Origin of the sequence: Capnocytophaga sp. oral taxon 323 (genome assembly GCF_001278825.1) — a bacterium.
In the GTDB taxonomy this organism is placed as follows: Bacteria; Bacteroidota; Bacteroidia; order Flavobacteriales; family Flavobacteriaceae; genus Capnocytophaga; species Capnocytophaga ochracea.
In genome coordinates this window covers 1,982,873-1,999,389 of record NZ_CP012589.1, presented here as the reverse complement: position 1 = coordinate 1,999,389, position 16,517 = coordinate 1,982,873, and the positions used below count along the sequence as shown (strand labels likewise).

Annotated in this window: 14 protein-coding genes, 1 tRNA gene and 2 pseudogenes; 13 read left to right on the top strand and 4 right to left on the bottom strand. The window is 42.6% G+C overall.

What is annotated here, in order from left to right:
• Positions 1–184 precede the first annotated feature (184 nt).
• The 4 genes from AM608_RS08620 (at position 185) to AM608_RS08605 (ending at position 5,466) form a co-directional block, all read left to right on the top strand.
• Complete coding sequence (locus tag AM608_RS08620) at positions 185–907, top strand: tRNA1(Val) (adenine(37)-N6)-methyltransferase (protein ID WP_053581451.1); 723 nt, start codon at positions 185–187, stop codon at positions 905–907.
• A gap of 62 nt (positions 908–969) precedes the next feature.
• Positions 970–1,227, top strand: coding sequence for a flagellar motor switch protein FliM (locus tag AM608_RS08615; RefSeq protein WP_015782214.1), 258 nt, complete (start codon positions 970–972; stop codon positions 1,225–1,227).
• The gene (locus tag AM608_RS08610) at positions 1,220–1,543 is read left to right on the top strand and encodes a type II toxin-antitoxin system YafQ family toxin (RefSeq protein ID WP_009417366.1); all 324 of its coding nucleotides are present in this window, start codon (positions 1,220–1,222) and stop codon (positions 1,541–1,543) included. The genes AM608_RS08615 and AM608_RS08610 overlap by 8 nt, the downstream gene beginning before the upstream one ends.
• Positions 1,544–1,569: 26 nt before the next feature.
• Positions 1,570–5,466, top strand: a complete 3,897-nt coding sequence (locus tag AM608_RS08605) for an AAA domain-containing protein (protein WP_053581450.1) — start codon at positions 1,570–1,572, stop codon at positions 5,464–5,466.
• A 105-nt stretch (positions 5,467–5,571) separates the two neighbouring features.
• Here AM608_RS08605 and rplT read toward each other — a convergent pair.
• From rplT to thrS, 4 genes and pseudogenes are all read right to left on the bottom strand, one after another.
• Positions 5,572–5,915: pseudogene (rplT, locus tag AM608_RS08600) on the bottom strand (50S ribosomal protein L20).
• Positions 5,916–6,014: 99 nt separating this feature from the next.
• Positions 6,015–6,212 carry a 50S ribosomal protein L35 gene (gene rpmI / locus AM608_RS08595; RefSeq protein WP_002674635.1) on the bottom strand — a complete coding sequence of 66 codons (198 nt, stop codon included), beginning with the start codon at positions 6,210–6,212 and terminating at the stop codon, positions 6,015–6,017.
• A gap of 106 nt (positions 6,213–6,318) precedes the next feature.
• Positions 6,319–6,816 carry a translation initiation factor IF-3 gene (gene infC, locus AM608_RS08590; RefSeq protein WP_106096058.1) on the bottom strand — a complete coding sequence of 166 codons (498 nt, stop codon included), beginning with the start codon at positions 6,814–6,816 and terminating at the stop codon, positions 6,319–6,321.
• 91 nt (positions 6,817–6,907) lie between these two features.
• The gene (gene thrS / locus AM608_RS08585; RefSeq protein ID WP_053581449.1) at positions 6,908–8,851 is read right to left on the bottom strand and encodes a threonine--tRNA ligase; all 1,944 of its coding nucleotides are present in this window, start codon (positions 8,849–8,851) and stop codon (positions 6,908–6,910) included.
• 64 nt (positions 8,852–8,915) lie between these two features.
• Here thrS and AM608_RS12605 point away from each other — a divergent pair, with 64 nt between their 5' ends.
• From AM608_RS12605 to AM608_RS08545, 9 genes and pseudogenes are all read left to right on the top strand, one after another.
• Positions 8,916–9,134: a hypothetical protein gene (locus AM608_RS12605; protein WP_053581448.1), complete on the top strand. Its 219-nt coding sequence runs from the start codon at positions 8,916–8,918 to the stop codon at positions 9,132–9,134.
• A gap of 3 nt (positions 9,135–9,137) precedes the next feature.
• A pseudogene (locus AM608_RS11785) lies at positions 9,138–9,224 on the top strand (glycosyltransferase); the annotation flags it as partial.
• A gap of 308 nt (positions 9,225–9,532) precedes the next feature.
• Positions 9,533–9,676: a hypothetical protein gene (locus AM608_RS12600; RefSeq protein ID WP_053581447.1), complete on the top strand. Its 144-nt coding sequence runs from the start codon at positions 9,533–9,535 to the stop codon at positions 9,674–9,676.
• A 235-nt stretch (positions 9,677–9,911) separates the two neighbouring features.
• A tRNA-Leu gene (locus tag AM608_RS08570) sits at positions 9,912–9,993 on the top strand.
• 183 nt (positions 9,994–10,176) lie between these two features.
• Positions 10,177–11,454 carry a Na+/H+ antiporter NhaC family protein gene (locus AM608_RS08565; protein ID WP_053581446.1) on the top strand — a complete coding sequence of 426 codons (1,278 nt, stop codon included), beginning with the start codon at positions 10,177–10,179 and terminating at the stop codon, positions 11,452–11,454.
• Between the two features lie 226 nt (positions 11,455–11,680).
• Positions 11,681–13,645: an alpha amylase C-terminal domain-containing protein gene (locus AM608_RS08560; RefSeq protein ID WP_053581445.1), complete on the top strand. Its 1,965-nt coding sequence runs from the start codon at positions 11,681–11,683 to the stop codon at positions 13,643–13,645.
• 82 nt (positions 13,646–13,727) lie between these two features.
• Entirely contained in the window at positions 13,728–14,105 is a 378-nt protein-coding gene (locus AM608_RS08555; RefSeq protein ID WP_015782208.1) for a four helix bundle protein, read from the top strand.
• A 61-nt stretch (positions 14,106–14,166) separates the two neighbouring features.
• Complete coding sequence (locus AM608_RS08550; RefSeq protein ID WP_053581444.1) at positions 14,167–16,122, top strand: glycogen debranching enzyme N-terminal domain-containing protein; 1,956 nt, start codon at positions 14,167–14,169, stop codon at positions 16,120–16,122.
• A gap of 117 nt (positions 16,123–16,239) precedes the next feature.
• Positions 16,240–16,494 carry a DUF4377 domain-containing protein gene (locus tag AM608_RS08545; protein ID WP_253273465.1) on the top strand — a complete coding sequence of 85 codons (255 nt, stop codon included), beginning with the start codon at positions 16,240–16,242 and terminating at the stop codon, positions 16,492–16,494.
• The last annotated feature ends 23 nt before the right edge of the window (positions 16,495–16,517 follow it).

Below are 16,517 nucleotides of genomic sequence, written 5' to 3'. Positions count from 1 at the left end.
AGTAGAATATATTTCCTGTGTGACTAGTAGCAACTCTGAAAGTCAAAAAAATATTCGGAGGGGGGTTGCTGATTGGTAATTATTTTATATCTTTGCTTGAATTAAAAAAAAGAGGTTGAAAAAGGGGTAGAACGACTTTTTTGTATTAAAAACTGATAACCTCGGAGGAAGGAGCAAAGAGAATATGATATTTAAGTTTAAGCAATTTAGCGTAAAGCAAGCACAAAGTGCGATGAAGATAGGCACTGATGGGGTGCTATTGGGGGCGTGGACGCCTATTGAGAATCCTAAAAGTATACTGGATATTGGGGCGGGAACGGGCTTATTGTCGCTAATGTTAGCTCAACGCTCTGACGCTCCTGTGATTGATGCCGTGGAAATAGACGAAAAAGCCTATATAGAATGTACGGAGAACTTCGAAGAGAGCCAATGGGGCGACCGCTTGTTTTGCTATCACGCTTCGTTTCAGGAATTTGCTTTGGAGATAGATGAAGTGTACGACCTTATCATCTCTAATCCGCCTTTCTATACCGCTGATTATAAAACAGCTGAAAAAGCGCGCAACACGGCTCGGTTTACTGATACGCTTTCGTTTTCGGAGCTCTTAGAAGGGGTGAGCAAATTACTGTCGGACGAGGGTGTTTTTAGTATTATTTTGCCATATAGCGAAACCGAAGGATTTATCGCTCTTGCATCGGGTTATGGTCTTTTTCCTCAGAAAATCACTCATACGCGAGGCAATGCTACGGCTGAACTAAAACGGAGTATGCTACTACTGAGTAGAAAAGAGCTCTCCTCCTACCCTATCGATGTGCTTATTATTGAGAAGGAACGTGGGGTTTATACTGAGGCATACAAGTCGCTCACAAAGGATTTTTATTTGAATTTAGGAAATGAAGTGGACTAAGGACTAAGGGGAGTAATTTGGTGATTTGGTAATTATGCATTATCTTTGCCAAAAAAAGAAATATGAGAACTGTAAAATATAACGAAATGGTTAATTATAATGTAAGTATTCCTAAGGAAAATGCTCCTATGTTTGAATCACTTTTCAAGAAATACAACGTAATTGCCGAACCTACTGTAGTAGCAGAACCCGTAGAGGAGTATATTCCTAACGAGGAAACTATAAGAGCTATTGAGGAGGGAAGAAGAGAGTATAGAGAAGGACTACTAAAAGGTTATAAAAATCTTGATGAATTATTTAGTGATTTAGACAATGAATAATACGGAGCAAGAAGAAATTCCTAAATATTCTATTTTTATAACAACTACCTATAAAAAAGAATACAAAAAATTCTCTAATCAGGAAGCTAAGAAAAAGGCTATAAAAGAAATTATAAAAATCCTGATGTACAAAGGAACTGAAGGTATTCCCAAGAAAAATCTTCCACATCTCTTAACAGGAAATTACAAAGGTTGTTGGGAATGCCATATAGAGTCTGATTTGTTACTGATTTGGGAACAAAACGATGAAAATATGGCTATTATACTTCAAAGAATAGGTAGCCATTCTGAACTTTTCTATAAAAACAAGAAATAAAACACTTCCTCTTTTAGCACTGAAAAATGAACCAAGAAGTATTTACTGCTCTGCAAAACAAACTGAAAGTGGGTAACCGTCGTGGCGTGCACCTCAATGCTCTTCCTGGTGCTTCGCGCTATAAGTTTGATATCGCACGTCTCTCGGCTATATTCAAGAGCTTGCCCGAACGCTTTATCCTCGACTTACTCACCTTACGCAACCTCAACTTTTCGTTTTCTATTCACGATACCGAAAGTACTGATATAGATATCCCCCGTTCCCCCCAAGGGGGACAAGCCTCTAAAAAGATACCTAAAGAACGTGAGGCTACCTTAGAAAAACTCGTAGATAGTATCGAAAACCTAATGTTCCAAAGCGAGGTTATCACTTCGGAAAAAGGGGTAAACACACTCGGCTTTGGCTTCCCCATACTGTTGCGTCGGGATATGGGCGACGGACAACTAACAGCGGCCCCTATCCTAATTTGGTCGGTGAAGATAAAGCCAGCTACCCAAATGAATACGTGGGTAATAAGTCGTAGCGAGGAAGACCCTATCTACCTAAATGAGGTGCTCATCAACCACCTACAAAACGATTCGGGCGTAAGTCTTAAACCTATCCCCGACGAGATGCTAGAAGACGGAAAAATCGATAAACCTGAACTGCACTCTCTTTGCTCGGATATCCTCAACCAACTGAAAGTTACCCAAAACTTGGATTTCCTGCTGAACAACTATACCGAGATTTTCCCCCTGAAAACAAAAGCGGAGTACGAGGAACTTTTGCCTAACAAAGGAGATGCTTTTATAGAAAAATGTGGTATCCTCTCCCTCTTTGAAGTCCAAAAGCAGAATATCATCAACGATTACGAATCGCTGAAAAAGGAATTTGTACCTTTGCAGACAACAGCCAACGAACAATTCCAATCGCTGAGCGCTATTGAAACCGACCCCTCTCAACAGTCGATTTTGGAATCGCTGAAAAGTCAGCAGAAAATACTCATTCAAGGTCCCCCAGGTACGGGCAAGAGCCAAACGCTCACGGCGATTCTCATCAATGCTTTGGAAAACAAACAGAAAACATTAGTAGTCTGCGAGAAACAAACTGCCCTAGAAGTGCTCTACAACGCCCTGCAAAACAAAGGTTTGGGCAGGTATTGTACAATGATAAAAGATGCTATTGCCGACCGTAGGTTTATTGTAGATGCCGTGCGTAACCATATCGATAATGCCGAGTTTAAAAAAGAAACACCAGCCTTCCTCGAAAATCTCCTTGCCGAACAAGTGCAAGCAATGCGCAAAATCACAACAGATATCAATGCTATTCACCACAAACTCAACCAACCACTCCTCAACCAACTGTCGTGGACAGATGTAATGGCGGAGCTAATGCGCTACGAAACAGATAGAGAAGAACTCAACCTCTCGGCTTTTTCTTTTCAGTTTACCAATGAAGAATTTGCCTCTCTCGCACCCCTTTGGCAACAAGGTGAGGCACTCTATCAGCGATATGCACCCTACGCTCAAAATCATCTGTTCAACCCCAAAAAACTCACCGCAACCAATCTGTTTAACACCCAACAACAACTCGCTGAAGCCTTCAAGCAATACGCTCAACAGTGGGAGGTTATCCAGCAACAAATAGCCGTTTATAAAGCCTATTACCTGCACAAGCGCAAAGAGGAATTTGTACAACAGCTGGACACCTTAGCGCAATACCGCAATGAGTATGAGCTCATTACTGCTACCCTCCCTCCTACTTCACCTGTGTATCAACCTGAGGTCACCAAAGGATTTTTCTACAAGCTCTCAGCACTCTTTTCTTCTGAGAAAAAGCAGGTGCTGAAAACCCAAAAACGCTTACAAGAGCTCTGTACTGCCATTAAAGCACTCAGTTTGCACCGCAATTTTTCGTCGATTGCTATTTCCGATAACCTATTGCTCAACAAAACTGTTATTGCTGAGTACTCTCCTGCCATTGCGCAAGCACAAACCGATTTCGACAGCAAAGCCAATGCTGATTTCGCTGCCTTAGACCTGCTGAATTATTACGAACGCTCGTTTGTGAATGCCGATTTAGACAAGCTCATAAGCGAAGTAAAATCGCTTAAAAACCGTATAGAAGCTGATAGTTGGCTCGACACCCTCAATTTTGGCAATACCTTTGCCGAGTTTGAAGCCTTTATCACCCGCAGTTTAGCGACCTACAACAACTATCAAGCCGACCCTGCACAACCTTTGGTAGTTCAATACGAATGGTTTGCATTCTTCCAATCACTCAACGATTTCCAAGAGCGCATCGTTTTATCACTTACCAAAGTAACGCATTGGGAAGCCTCCTTCCTCTACGCTTATTACACCTTGCTCTTGCAACAAAATGCCGATGACACGCTAAACTTCAACGAGCGCGATTACGCCGATTTTAAAAAGAAAGTACACTACTTCGCCTCTGCCCAAAAAGATTTTATCGAGGGCTACTGGAATACCCAGCAACGCAAAGCTGTAAAAACGTTTGAAGAGACTAACAAAGAGCTCACTGTGGCGAACCTCTACAACAAACGCAAAAGTGAAAAGCACAACCGCCTTACCTTAAGGCAAATAGCAATGAAGGACACCGACCTCTTTACGAGTTTCTTCCCTATTATCCTCACCACCCCCGATGCTTGTTGCAATCTGTTTGAGGGCAAGAATTTCTATTTCGACAATGTGGTGTTTGACGAGGCAAGTCAGCTGAAACTCGAAGACAACCTGCCTGCTATGCTCAAAGGCAAGACGATTATCATTGCAGGTGATGAACACCAAATGCCTCCGTCTAATTACTTTAGCAAAGTATTCGACGGTAGTGCTGAAGATGAGGACGACAACGAGGAAGAAGATGAAGTACTCACCTACAAAAATGCGATGCTGAACATAGAGTCGCTCTTGGATTACGCTTTGGAATACCAATTCAGTAAGAACCATTTAGATTTTCACTATCGTTCTAAACACCCTTATCTGATTGATTTTTCTAACCACGCTTTCTACAACGCCCGATTGCGTCCGCTACCCAGCACCGAAAATCGTACCCCTATCCATTTCACTCAGGTAAATGGCACATTCGATGAGCATATCAACCGTGAGGAAGCCGCTGAAGTGTTGCGTATCCTCTCACAAATAGAGCCTCGCCCTGACGGTAGTTACCCATCGGTGGGAATTGCGACCTTCAATATCACCCAGCGCAACTACATACGCAAACAAATACTCCAAAAGCAAAATGACCCTACCCAAACGGCTTTCCGAGAGAAAATCAACGCCTTAGAGCAAGCAGGACTCTTTATCAAGAACTTAGAAAACATACAAGGTGACGAGCGCGATATCATCATCTTATCGGTAACTTATGGCAAGAAGAAAGGTGGCAAGTTCGTACAGAGTTTTGGTCCGCTGAACTTCTCCAAAGGCTACAAACTGCTGAATGTGATTATCACCCGCGCCAAGGAACAGATATACGTGTGCAACTCTATCCCCGAAGAATTGTTAGCTACCTATAAAGAGGCTTTAGCACAAGAAGGCGCTAACAACCGCCGCGCTGTGCTCTACGCCTACCTCGCCTACGCCCGTGCCGTAAGCGACGGCAATGATGCCCTTCGCCGTGAAATACTATCGGAACTCGACCTCTACGGACACAAACACACCGATATCGACCAGCAAAGTAAAAGTGCTTTTAAAGAACAAACCTACCGTCAGCTCAAAGAAAAATACCCCGACCAGCGTATTACAATGGACTACGAGTTTGGGGGTTATACTATCGATATTTTGTTAGAACCCAAAGAAGGCAAGCCCGTAGCTGTAGAATGCCTCAGCAAACCCCTTTACAACAACGATTTAGCCTATTTAGAAGACCTGCACAAGGAAAAAATATTGCTCAACGCCGGCTTTGACTACAAAAGAAAATGGGCGAAATAAGTGCACAGGCAGGTGGAATATCAGAAAGACCGTAACAAGAAAAATAAAAAAGCGACTCCTAAGGAGTCGCTTTTTCTATACGGAATTATATCTTTAGTTAAACGTTTATTTTACTTTTTCTACAATAGCTTTGAACGCTTCGGGGTGGTTCATTGCTAAATCGGCAAGAACTTTACGGTTGAGCTGGATATCAGCTGCTTTAAGTTTACCCATAAATTGAGAGTAAGACAATCCGTGCAAGCGAGCCCCTGCGTTGATACGCACAATCCACAAAGCGCGGAAGGTTCTCTTCTTGTTACGGCGGTCGCGGTAAGCGTACTGCATTGCTTTCTCAACAGCGTTTTTGGCTACCGTCCAAACGTTTTTTCTGCGGCCAAAGAAACCTTTGGCTTGCTTCATTATTTTTTTCTACGAGCTCTACGAGCTACAGCATTTACTGATCTTGGCATAAATTCCTTTTTTTAATTTTTGTAGCAGGTGGTTTGTGCTTAAAACAAACGCTTAGGGGTACCTACTCCACGGTTATTAATTTCCTACTATTTAAACAATTATTTTAAGCCTAATTGTTTCTTCACGCTTGCTTCGTCGTTAGAGTGAACGAGCGTAGCGTGGGTGAGTGCTAACTTGCGTTTTTTAGCTTTCTTAGTTAAGATGTGGCTTTTAAACGCGTGTTTTCTCTTGATTTTACCAGAGCCGGTGAGCTTGAAACGCTTTTTAGCTCCAGATTTAGTTTTAATTTTTGGCATTTGCTTAGATTTTTATTGATATAATTCCGTTTTTTAGGTAAGAGATAAGAGGTAAGAGGTAAGGTTGCATACCTCTTATCTCTTACTTCTTACCTTTTATCTTTAATTATTTTTTCTTGGGTAAGGGTGCGAGGAACATCGTCATACGTTTTCCTTCGAGTTTAGGCATTTGTTCTACTTTGCCATAGTCTTCGAGGTCAGTGGCGAGGCGCAAGAGGAGGATTTCCCCTTGGTCTTTGTAGATGATAGAACGTCCTTTAAAGAATACGTAGGCTTTTACTTTGGAGCCTTCTTTGAGGAACTTCTCGCCGTGTTTCTTCTTAAACTCATAGTCGTGGTCGTCGGTTTGAGGACCAAAGCGAATTTCCTTAATTACTACTTTGGTAGCTTTGGCTTTCATCTCTTTCTCACGCTTTTTTTGTTCGTAAAGGAATTTCTTATAATCGATTACCTTACAAACAGGAGGCGTGGCGTTTGGTGAAATTTCCACCAAATCGAGTTCTAATTCATTAGCAATTTCTAATGCTTTGCGAGTGGGGTATACGCCTCCTTCGACGTTTTCCCCTACCAAACGCACCTCAGGAACGCGGATATCGCGATTGATACGATGAGGTTGTTTGTCATCTCTGCCCGGTGTGTTACTTTTTTTTATGATGGCTATTTAAATTTAAAATTACTTTCACTATTCTAATTTGCTAATTAGCAAATTGTTTAATTGACTTAGCGACTTCGTCGTTGATGAGTTTGGCAAAGGCTTCTACGCTCATACTGCCTAAATCTTCACCACCGCGTTTGCGCACTGATACGGTGCCTTCTTTCTCTTCATTTTCGCCAACAATGAGCATATACGGGATTTTTTGAGTCTCGGCTTCGCGTATTTTTTTGCCCATAGTTTCAGCACGATTGTCTATCAGGGTGCGAATATCGGAATTTTCTAACAATCTCAAAACTTTTTGAGCATAATTTTCATATTTTTCACTCAATGATAGTACGATAGCTTGACTCGGGTTGAGCCATAATGGGAAGTTTCCGGCGGTGTGTTCCAATAAAATGGCTACAAAACGTTCCATACTTCCGAAAGGCGCACGGTGAATCATTACAGGGCGGTGCATTTCATTATCAGCGCCTTTATACCAAAGGTCGAAACGCTCTGGGAGGTTGTAATCTACCTGAATGGTACCGAGTTGCCAGCTTCTGCCTAAGGCATCTTTCACCATAAAATCGAGTTTAGGTCCGTAGAAAGCGGCTTCACCTGTTTCGATTACATAGCTCAAGCCTTTTTCTTTCGCAGCGTTGATGATGGCATTTTCGGCTTTTGCCCAATTCTCATCACTACCGATGTACTTGGTAGGGTTTTCGGGGTCGCGCAACGATACTTGTGCGGTAAAATTGTCGAATCCAAGAGAGCCAAAAACATAGAGCACCAAATCGATTACGTGTTTGAACTCGTCGTCTAACTGTTCAGGAGTACAGAAGATGTGCGCATCGTCTTGGGTAAAGCAACGCACGCGGGTTAAGCCGTGTAACTCGCCACTTTGTTCATAGCGATATACTGTACCGAACTCGGCAAAACGCTTTGGCAAATCTTTATAACTCCAAGGGTGTGAATTGTATATCTCGCAGTGATGCGGACAGTTCATCGGTTTTAGTAAATATTCCTCGCCTTCGTTAGGGGTGGCAATGGGTTGGAAACTATCTTTCCCGTATTTATCCCAGTGTCCTGAGGTTACATATAAATTCTTATGACCGATATGTGGGGTAACTACCTGCTCGTAACCGGCTTGTTTTTGGGCTTTGCGCAAGAAGGCTTCGAGGCGTTCGCGCAAGGCAGCTCCTTTGGGTAACCAGAGCGGTAAGCCTTGTCCTACCTTGTTAGAGAAGGTAAAGAGTTCGAGTTCTTTACCGAGCTTGCGGTGGTCGCGTTTTTTAGCTTCTTCAAGCAGTTCGAGGTATTCGGTGAGTTCTTTTTGTTTAGGGAATGAGATACCATACACACGAGTAAGTTGTGGGTTGTGCTCATCACCACGCCAATAAGCCCCAGCAGCGCTGAGTACTTTTACAGCTTTTACAAAACCTGTGTTTGGGATATGCCCCCCACGACAAAGGTCGGTGAAGGTACTATGGTCGCAGAAGGTGATCGTACCATCTTCGAGGGCTTCGATGAGTTCGGTTTTGTACTCATTTTTGCCTGCATAGTACGACAAGGCTTCGGCTTTGCTCACAGGGCGCATTTTGAAAGGGTGTTTGCCACGAGCGATTTCCAAGAATTTAGCTTCAATAGCAGGAAAATCTTTTTCGGAAATCGGTTTGCCGTTGAAATCGACATCGTAATAGAAACCATTAGCGATGGCAGGACCTATGGTGAGCTTGATGCCGGGGTAGAGCTCTTCGAGCGCTTGTGCCAAGATGTGCGCTGAGGAGTGCCAGAAAGCTTTTTTACCTTCGGGACTATCCCAAGTGTATAATGTTAAACTACCGTCGGTCGTCAGGGGGGTAACGGTTTCTATGGTTTTGCCATTGAAGCTGGCAGAAAGGACGTTACGCGCCAGTCCCTCGCTGATAGAGGCTGCGATTTCGGCGGGAGTAATCCCACTTTGGTACTCTTTTACAGAGCCGTCGGGTAGTGTGATTTTAATCATTTTTTTGTTGTTGAAAATTGGTGTTGTTGTGTTAGAAAGTGCAAAAGTACAAAATAATTAGTAATTGACAATAAATAATGAAGAAAAATATTTAGAAAATGAGGTTAATGCCAATAATGCCAATAATGCCAATAATGCCAATAATGCCAATAATGCCAATAATACCGGAAATACCAGTAATCAACTTTGCCAAAGGTGCGAGCCGCACAGGCAGTGTGAGCCACACGGGCAGGAAAAATTAGGAAATGAGAAAATGAGAAAATTAGCAAATGTGGAGGGTTGAGAGGTTCGGAAGGAAACGGAAAAGTTCGGAAGAGAGCTGAGAGAAGTTTTGGTGAAAAAAGGGTGTAAGATGGGTGGGGTTAGCTTATAGAGAGCTTATAGGAAGCTTATACGAATCTTGGACGATTGGTATAGGAAGGGTGTATAAGTAGTTGATTCATACTGTAATACAACAGCACTAAAAATGTTAAAAACGGGGTTTCGAGACGAAAGAAAGAGGAAGAGGTGATAGGCCTTAGGGCATAGGCAATAGGGGGAGTGTGACGGAAAAAGGGAGAGATAATTAGATAATTAGCAAATTAGAAAATTAGTAAATGGGGAAGTGTGAGGTCTTAGGTCATAGATAATAAGGGGAAAGTGTAATAGAAACCTCCCCCTAGCCCCCTTCAATGGCGAGTCATTTATTTGGTAAGCCCCCGAACCCCCGAAGGGGGACAAGCTGGAAAAGGAAACAAACCTCCCCTTTTACACATACTCCGCTCTCGCGATACACATACCCAGCTGTCGCTGGCTACCTTCAAAGGGGTAATTAATGACGAATGACGAATGACGAAGGAAATGTGATGAAGATCTCTTGCTGGCTACCTTTAAAGGGGAATGTAGTGACGGAAAGGGGAAGGCAAGATGAAGGAATGATTTTTGGTTGATAAATTTAACTGATAATTAATGTATTGGTGGGGCTAAGGTGAGATTGAGGATAAAAAAACACGGAAAAAATTTGCAGTTAAAAAAAACTGTTGTACTTTTGCGCCGTCAATCATTGAAACGTTCATCATTTGCGGGTGTGGTGAAATTGGTAGACACGCTAGACTTAGGATCTAGTGCTTCACGGCGTGGGGGTTCGAGTCCCTTCACCCGCACAAGAGCCTTAATTCATCAGTAGTGAATTAAGGCTTTTTTATTTTTATGGTAGGGTAAAGATAAAGGAGATTGGCAAGTATTAGTATAAAGCCCCCGAGCCCCCGAAGGGGGACAATCTGCAAAAGCGAAGGGGGGAAGGGACACAAAAGTGATTTTGATTTGCTATAAAACAGACAATAACTATGCAGAAAACAACTATCATCAGTATTATTCCTCTACTCGTATTCGTAGCATTATTTTTAGGTAGTGGGTTGTATTTCGACAACTTCTACTCGCTACCTGCTCCTATTATTGCACTTTTTTCGGTGGTAGTGGCTTTGCTTATCTACCGAGCTCCTATGAAAGAGAAAATAGGATTGTTCTTTAAAGGGGCGGGTGATAGCAATGTACTACAAATGTGTATGATTGCACTTTTGGCTGGGGCATTTGCTTCGGTGGCTAATGCTTTGGGAAGTACGCATAGTATTGTGAATATGGGTATGTATTACATCTCGCCAGAGTATTTTCCGGTAGGGATTTTTATCATTGCATCGTTTCTTTCATTTGCTACGGGCACTTCGGTGGGTACTATTATGACGCTTTCGCCGATAGTGTTTGACCTTGCCACCCAAAGCCAGTCGAATACGGCACTCATAGGCGCATCACTGCTATCGGGTGCGATGTTTGGCGATAACCTATCTCTTATTTCGGACACGACGATTGCCGCCACACAGTCGGTTGGATGTCAGATGAACGAAAAGATGAAGGCGAATGCTAAAATTGCGATACCAATGGCGATTTTAACGGTTATCATACTGCTGTTGATAGGGAATCCTGACGCTGAAAATCACCTTCACAATCAGTTGTATAGCGATTTTAACGCTGTGCTTATTTTGCCTTATGTAGCAGTGGTGGTAATTGCGCTTTTTGGGGTAAACGTATTTGTGTCGCTTTTCTTAGGTATTCTTATCTCGGGAGTGATAGGGTTTACGTACGGCAAGTTTCATTTCTTGCAGTTTGCTACCGATATTCACAAAGGTTTTATGGGAATGGCTGACACCTTCTTCTTATATTTTATCATAGGAGGGTTGGCGTTTTTGGTAGAGCATTTTGGCGGGATTCGGTTTTTGATGAACCTCATTACTCAGCGCATCAAAAGTGGCTCGTCGGCTCTTTTAGGTATGGGCTTTTTGGTGACAGTAGCCGATGTGTGCGTGGCGAATAACACGGTGGCTATTCTCATCGCTTCGAAGACGAGCAAAACGATTGCTGAACAGTTTAAAATACCATTGCGCAGTGTGGCATCGGTATTGGATATCTTCTCTTGTTATGCGCAGGGGCTTATCCCGTATGGAGCGCAGGTAATTGCCCTATACAAATTTGCCGACACGATAGATTACCCCCAGCTGGTGATGTATGCTATTTACTTACATTTACTGCTGATAGGCACTTTGGGGTATATTTATGTGGGTAAAAAGTAATAAAAAAGTTGTTTTTACAGAGCATTAACAGTAATGTCTTCTACTTTATAAGTGTTTGTATTCTATTAAACTACATAAGTTTATCATAACAGACTATAAAATTATTGTAAAATAATTGCAAAAAAATTTGCAATTATCAAAATATTGTTTTAATTTTACGGCGAATTTAATTGACTTACCTAAAAGCCAATCTTTTGACTTTTCCGTAGCCAGAATACCAAACCTTATGAACGACCCACTATTGCTACCATACCTCCCTGTTATTCAGGGAAGGCATCAGCACTTTATCGATGTCCTTCATAGAGTGCAAGGGGACGCTAAGTGCCTGGCTGATGCTTGTAATTCGCACCTCTACTACGGTCTGCACCGTACTCATACAGAATGGGTGCTACGCGAGTGGGCTCCAAATGCAACGGCTATCTTTCTTCTTTGTGATAGCAACGACTGGCAAAAAAACAAACACTATTCTTTCACTAAACTAAACGACCAAGACTGGGAATTGCGCCTCCCTGCTAATATCCTCCGCCACGAAATGCTCTACAAACTACTTGTGGAATGGGAAGGAGGCAGTGGCGAACGCCTCCCCTCACATACTATCCGCGCTGTGCAGGACGATTATACCAAGGTGTTTTCCGCCCAAGTGTGGTGTCCCGAGCACCCCTACCACTGGCAACACCCGCGTCCCAAAGCTACTCCACATCCACTTATCTACGAAGCACATATAGGAATGAGTACCGAGCACCAGCGCGTGAGTACTTTTATAGAGTTTCGCCTTTATGTGCTACCTCGTATCGCTGCTTTGGGCTACAACACCCTCCAGCTGATGGCAATACAAGAACACCCTTACTACGGTTCTTTTGGCTATCAGGTGGCTAACTTCTTTGCGGTGAGTTCACGCTTTGGTACGCCCGAAGAACTCAAAGAACTCATCGATACTGCCCACGGCTTAGGCATACGTGTACTGCTTGATATTGTACACTCGCATTCGGTAAGCAACGAGGCAGAAGGGCTCAGCCACTTCGACGGTACCGACTATCTTTACTTCCACCGCGGTGAACGCGGTAAACACCCTGCTTGGGACTCCCGCTGTTTTGACTATGGCAAGCCACAAGTACTGAATTTTTTACTTTCTAACTGTAAGTATTGGTTAGAAGAATATCGCTTCGACGGTTTCCGCTTCGACGGCGTTACTAGTATGATTTATTACGATCACGGTTTAGGCAAAGCCTTTACCGATTATAGTTTCTATTATGATGGCAATGAGGACGACGACGCTTTGGTGTATCTCACTATGGCTAACCAACTTATTCACGAGCTCTACCCCGAAGCGCTGACCATTGCCGAAGAGATGAGTGGATTGCCCGGTCTTGCTTCGCCTATTGCTGAAAAAGGTGTAGGCTTCGATTACAAGCTGAGTATGGGTATCCCCGATTATTGGATTAAGCTCCTCAAAGAAGTACCTGATGAGCAATGGCACGTAGGTAATATCTATTACGAATTGACTAACAAACGCGCCGAAGAACGCACTATTAGTTATGCCGAAAGCCACGATCAAGCCTTGGTGGGTGATAAAACGATATTTTTCTGGCTCACCGATAAGGAAGTGTATACGGGTATGAGCGTATTCGACCACAGTCTCATTATCGACCGTGCGATGGCACTCCACAAGATGATACGTTTGGTAACTCTTGGTACCGCAGGTGGGGGATACCTCAACTTTATGGGCAACGAATGGGGACACCCTGAGTGGATTGATTTTCCGCGCCAAGGTAATGGTTGGAGCTATGCCCACGCACGCAGGCTATGGAGTTTGGTAGACGACTCTAACTTGAAGTTTAAATACCTCAACGCTTTTGATAGCGCGATGATACACTTTGCCACCGATAGTAAGTTCCTAGACCGAGAACCCCATATATTGGTGCGCGACATCAAGCGACAGCTACTCATATTCGAGCGAAGTGGTTACTTATTTGTTTTCAGTTTTAACCCCACTACCTCCTACACCGATTATCAATTTGATGTGCCAGCAGGCAAATACATTACCGTTCTTAATACCGATAACCTCGCCTTTGGAGGCGACAACCGCATTGATGAGAGCGTAGAGCATTTTACGCAGTACACTGGCAAAGAGAATTTGCTGTCGTTGTATATACCCGCGAGAATTGGAATAGTATTAAAAATTGACAATTGATAATTGACAATTGACAATTGGTTGTGAGGCAGATTATGTTAATTATTAATTGTGATTACTATTAATCATCTATTGAAAAATTATGAAAAACAATATTGTTAAAGAAAAGTCTTTTGATTTTGCTATTCGAATTGTAAAACTTACAAGAATATTACAAGAAGATAAAAGAGAATTTGTAATCAGTAAACAATTGTTGCGTTGTGCTACTTCGGTAGGTGCTTGCATAAGAGAATCAGAACACGCTGAAAGTGATAGTGATTTCATACATAAATTACAAATAGGACTCAAAGAAGCTAACGAAACTGAATATTGGTTAGATCTATTATATGCAACTCAATATCTTAATGAGAAAGAATATGAATCAATAATAGCTAACTGCAAAGAAATATTAAAACTACTCATTTCAATAATTAAAACTAAGAAAGAAAACACCAAAAAAGAAAGTTCTAATAAAAACTAATAATCACACCCTTTTGACAATTGACAATGTCAATTGTCAATTATTAATTGTTAATTGAAATATGAGTTATTTATCATTCAAAAAAGACCAACTAATTAATCTTGAATACTCTCTGGATAGAGAGTTTCTCGGTACGAACCGAGGGGGAGGCTACTGCTCCTCTACTCTCGTTTTTTGCAATACCCGTAAATACCACGGGCTATTGGTAGTGCCTATTGAAAAATTCAGAGGCAAAAACTACGTGATGCTCTCCTCCTTAGATGAAAGTATCATTCAGCACGGACGCGATTTCAATTTCGGCGTTCATAAATACGAAGGTACCTATGAACCGCGCGGGCATAAGTATATCGTAGATATTTCCTACGAAAAAGCATTTACCGTTACTTACCAAGTAGGTGGCGTATTGCTGAAAAAAGAAATCTTGATGATGCACAATGCTCCCCAAGTATTGATACGCTATACGCTACTAGAAGCCCATTCGGCTACCCTTTTGCGCCTAAACCCTCTCTTAGCTTTCCGCGATATACATTCTCTTAGCAAGCAAAACCCCGTAGCCAACACCCAAGCCGAAGCAGTAGGCGGTGGCGTGCGTGTAAAACTATACCCAGAGTTTCCTTATCTCTATATGCAACTCAGCAAATCCGCTAATTTTGGTGGTGGGGCTTATTGGAACAACAACATCTATTACACCAAGGAAAAAGAACGCGGGTATGACTACCAAGAAGACCTCCTCAGCGTAGGAGCTTTCGAAGTGAGCCTCAAGAAAGGCGAAAGCATCGTCTTTTCAGCCAGCTTAGAGGAAGCCAACCCTAAGAACCTTGCAAAGGACTTTGCTAAGTACCTCAAAGAGCGCGCCGATCGCAATTCGTTTGAAGAATGCTTGCAGTACGCCGCCTCTCAGTTTATTATTCACAAGGCAGGCGAAACCCGTATCAAGGCAGGTTATCACTGGTTCGACAGCAATATGCGCGACACTTTTATTGCCTTGCCAGGTATTGCTCTATCGGGCAGTACAGCCAAGATATTTGAAGACGTGCTCACCTCTACTCAAAAATACTTCTACGAAGGGCTTTTTGCTAAGGAAATCAGTACGCACAACATACACCCTGAGTATGATGCCGACACCTCGTTGTGGTTCTTTTGGACGCTTCAACAGTATGAAAAGGAAACTATTAAGAGTAAGAAACAACTTTGGAAGGAGTATGGCGATACAATCAAAAGTATCTTAAACGCCTACAAGCAAGGCACTCATAAGAATATTCGTATGGAAGCTAACGGGCTCATCTGGAGTGATGACCTTACACGTCCGCTTACGTGGTTTGATGCGCAAAGCGATTACGGCGCCATCGTGCCACGCAATGGTTATGTAGTAGAAGTGAATGCCCTCTGGTATAATGCCGTGTGTTACGCCCTTGCCTTAGCAGAAGAGGCAAAAGATAAAACCTTTCTCGGCGAATGGTTCTCGCTACCTGAAACCATCGAAAAGAGCTTTGTAGAGACTTTTTGGATAGAGGACAAGAAGTACCTTGCCGACTATGCCAACCGCACGAATAAAAACACCGATGTACGCCCTAATCAGCTCATCGTTTGCGCTCTCGACTATGCTCCCATAAACGAGAAGACTAAGAAGAGAGTATTAGACATCGTCACCCAAGAGTTGCTCACCCCTCGAGGGTTGCGCAGTTTATCTCCTCAAAACCCTCGTTATGAAGGCGTGAGTGTAGGCAATGTATATGTGCGCGACAAAGCCACCTTCAACGGGTCGGCACACCCTTGGTTTATTGGGTTCTATATAGAAGCCTATCTGAAAATCTTTGGAGCACAGTACCTACCAGAAGCGCAAGCTATTCTAGAAAATTTTGAAGAAGAGCTCAACGAACACGGCGTATGTACTATATCGGCTATCTATGACGGCAATCCACCATTCCACTCACGCGGTTGTATTGCCAAAGCTAAGAATGTAGCCGAGATATTACGTGCTCAATGGCTACTGAGCCAAATGCCTGCAACACTTTGAGAAAGTTATTTTAATATGATAAGAAATATCTTAATATTATTGATATGTGTCTTGTGCTGTTCTTGCCTTAGTAAAGAAAGTGATTACACCAATAATGGAGTTAAAGAAGTACAAAAAGTGACACTTACAATTACAGGAGAGATAGGAGAAGCCTTTAGTTGGCCTGAAGTGAAATTCGAATGTTTTAAAGCACTAATAGGTAATAAAGAACTTTGTTTTAGCAACAACCAAATAAAAGGTATTACCCTTGAAAAAGGTTATAAATATCAGTTGAAAGTCAAGAGAATCATCTATGACTACCCTATTCAAGATGGTAACCTGCCCGATGATTATGAGTTAATCAGCATCATCTCAAAACAAAAATTAGAATAACGCTCTTCTTGCTCCCTGCGTAG

Bases quoted from the DNA above. Each gene is read 5' to 3' on its own strand.
- AM608_RS08620 (WP_053581451.1), top strand. From the start codon at position 185: ATGATATTTAAGTTTAAGCAATTTAGCGTAAAGCAAGCACAAAGTGCG.
- AM608_RS08615 (WP_015782214.1), top strand. From the start codon at position 970: ATGAGAACTGTAAAATATAACGAAATGGTTAATTATAATGTAAGTATT.
- AM608_RS08610 (WP_009417366.1), top strand. From the start codon at position 1,220: ATGAATAATACGGAGCAAGAAGAAATTCCTAAATATTCTATTTTTATA.
- AM608_RS08605 (WP_053581450.1), top strand. From the start codon at position 1,570: ATGAACCAAGAAGTATTTACTGCTCTGCAAAACAAACTGAAAGTGGGT.
- rpmI (WP_002674635.1), bottom strand. From the start codon at position 6,212: ATGCCAAAAATTAAAACTAAATCTGGAGCTAAAAAGCGTTTCAAGCTC.
- thrS (WP_053581449.1), bottom strand. From the start codon at position 8,851: ATGATTAAAATCACACTACCCGACGGCTCTGTAAAAGAGTACCAAAGT.
- AM608_RS08565 (WP_053581446.1), top strand. From the start codon at position 10,177: ATGCAGAAAACAACTATCATCAGTATTATTCCTCTACTCGTATTCGTA.
- AM608_RS08560 (WP_053581445.1), top strand. From the start codon at position 11,681: ATGAACGACCCACTATTGCTACCATACCTCCCTGTTATTCAGGGAAGG.
- AM608_RS08555 (WP_015782208.1), top strand. From the start codon at position 13,728: ATGAAAAACAATATTGTTAAAGAAAAGTCTTTTGATTTTGCTATTCGA.
- AM608_RS08550 (WP_053581444.1), top strand. From the start codon at position 14,167: ATGAGTTATTTATCATTCAAAAAAGACCAACTAATTAATCTTGAATAC.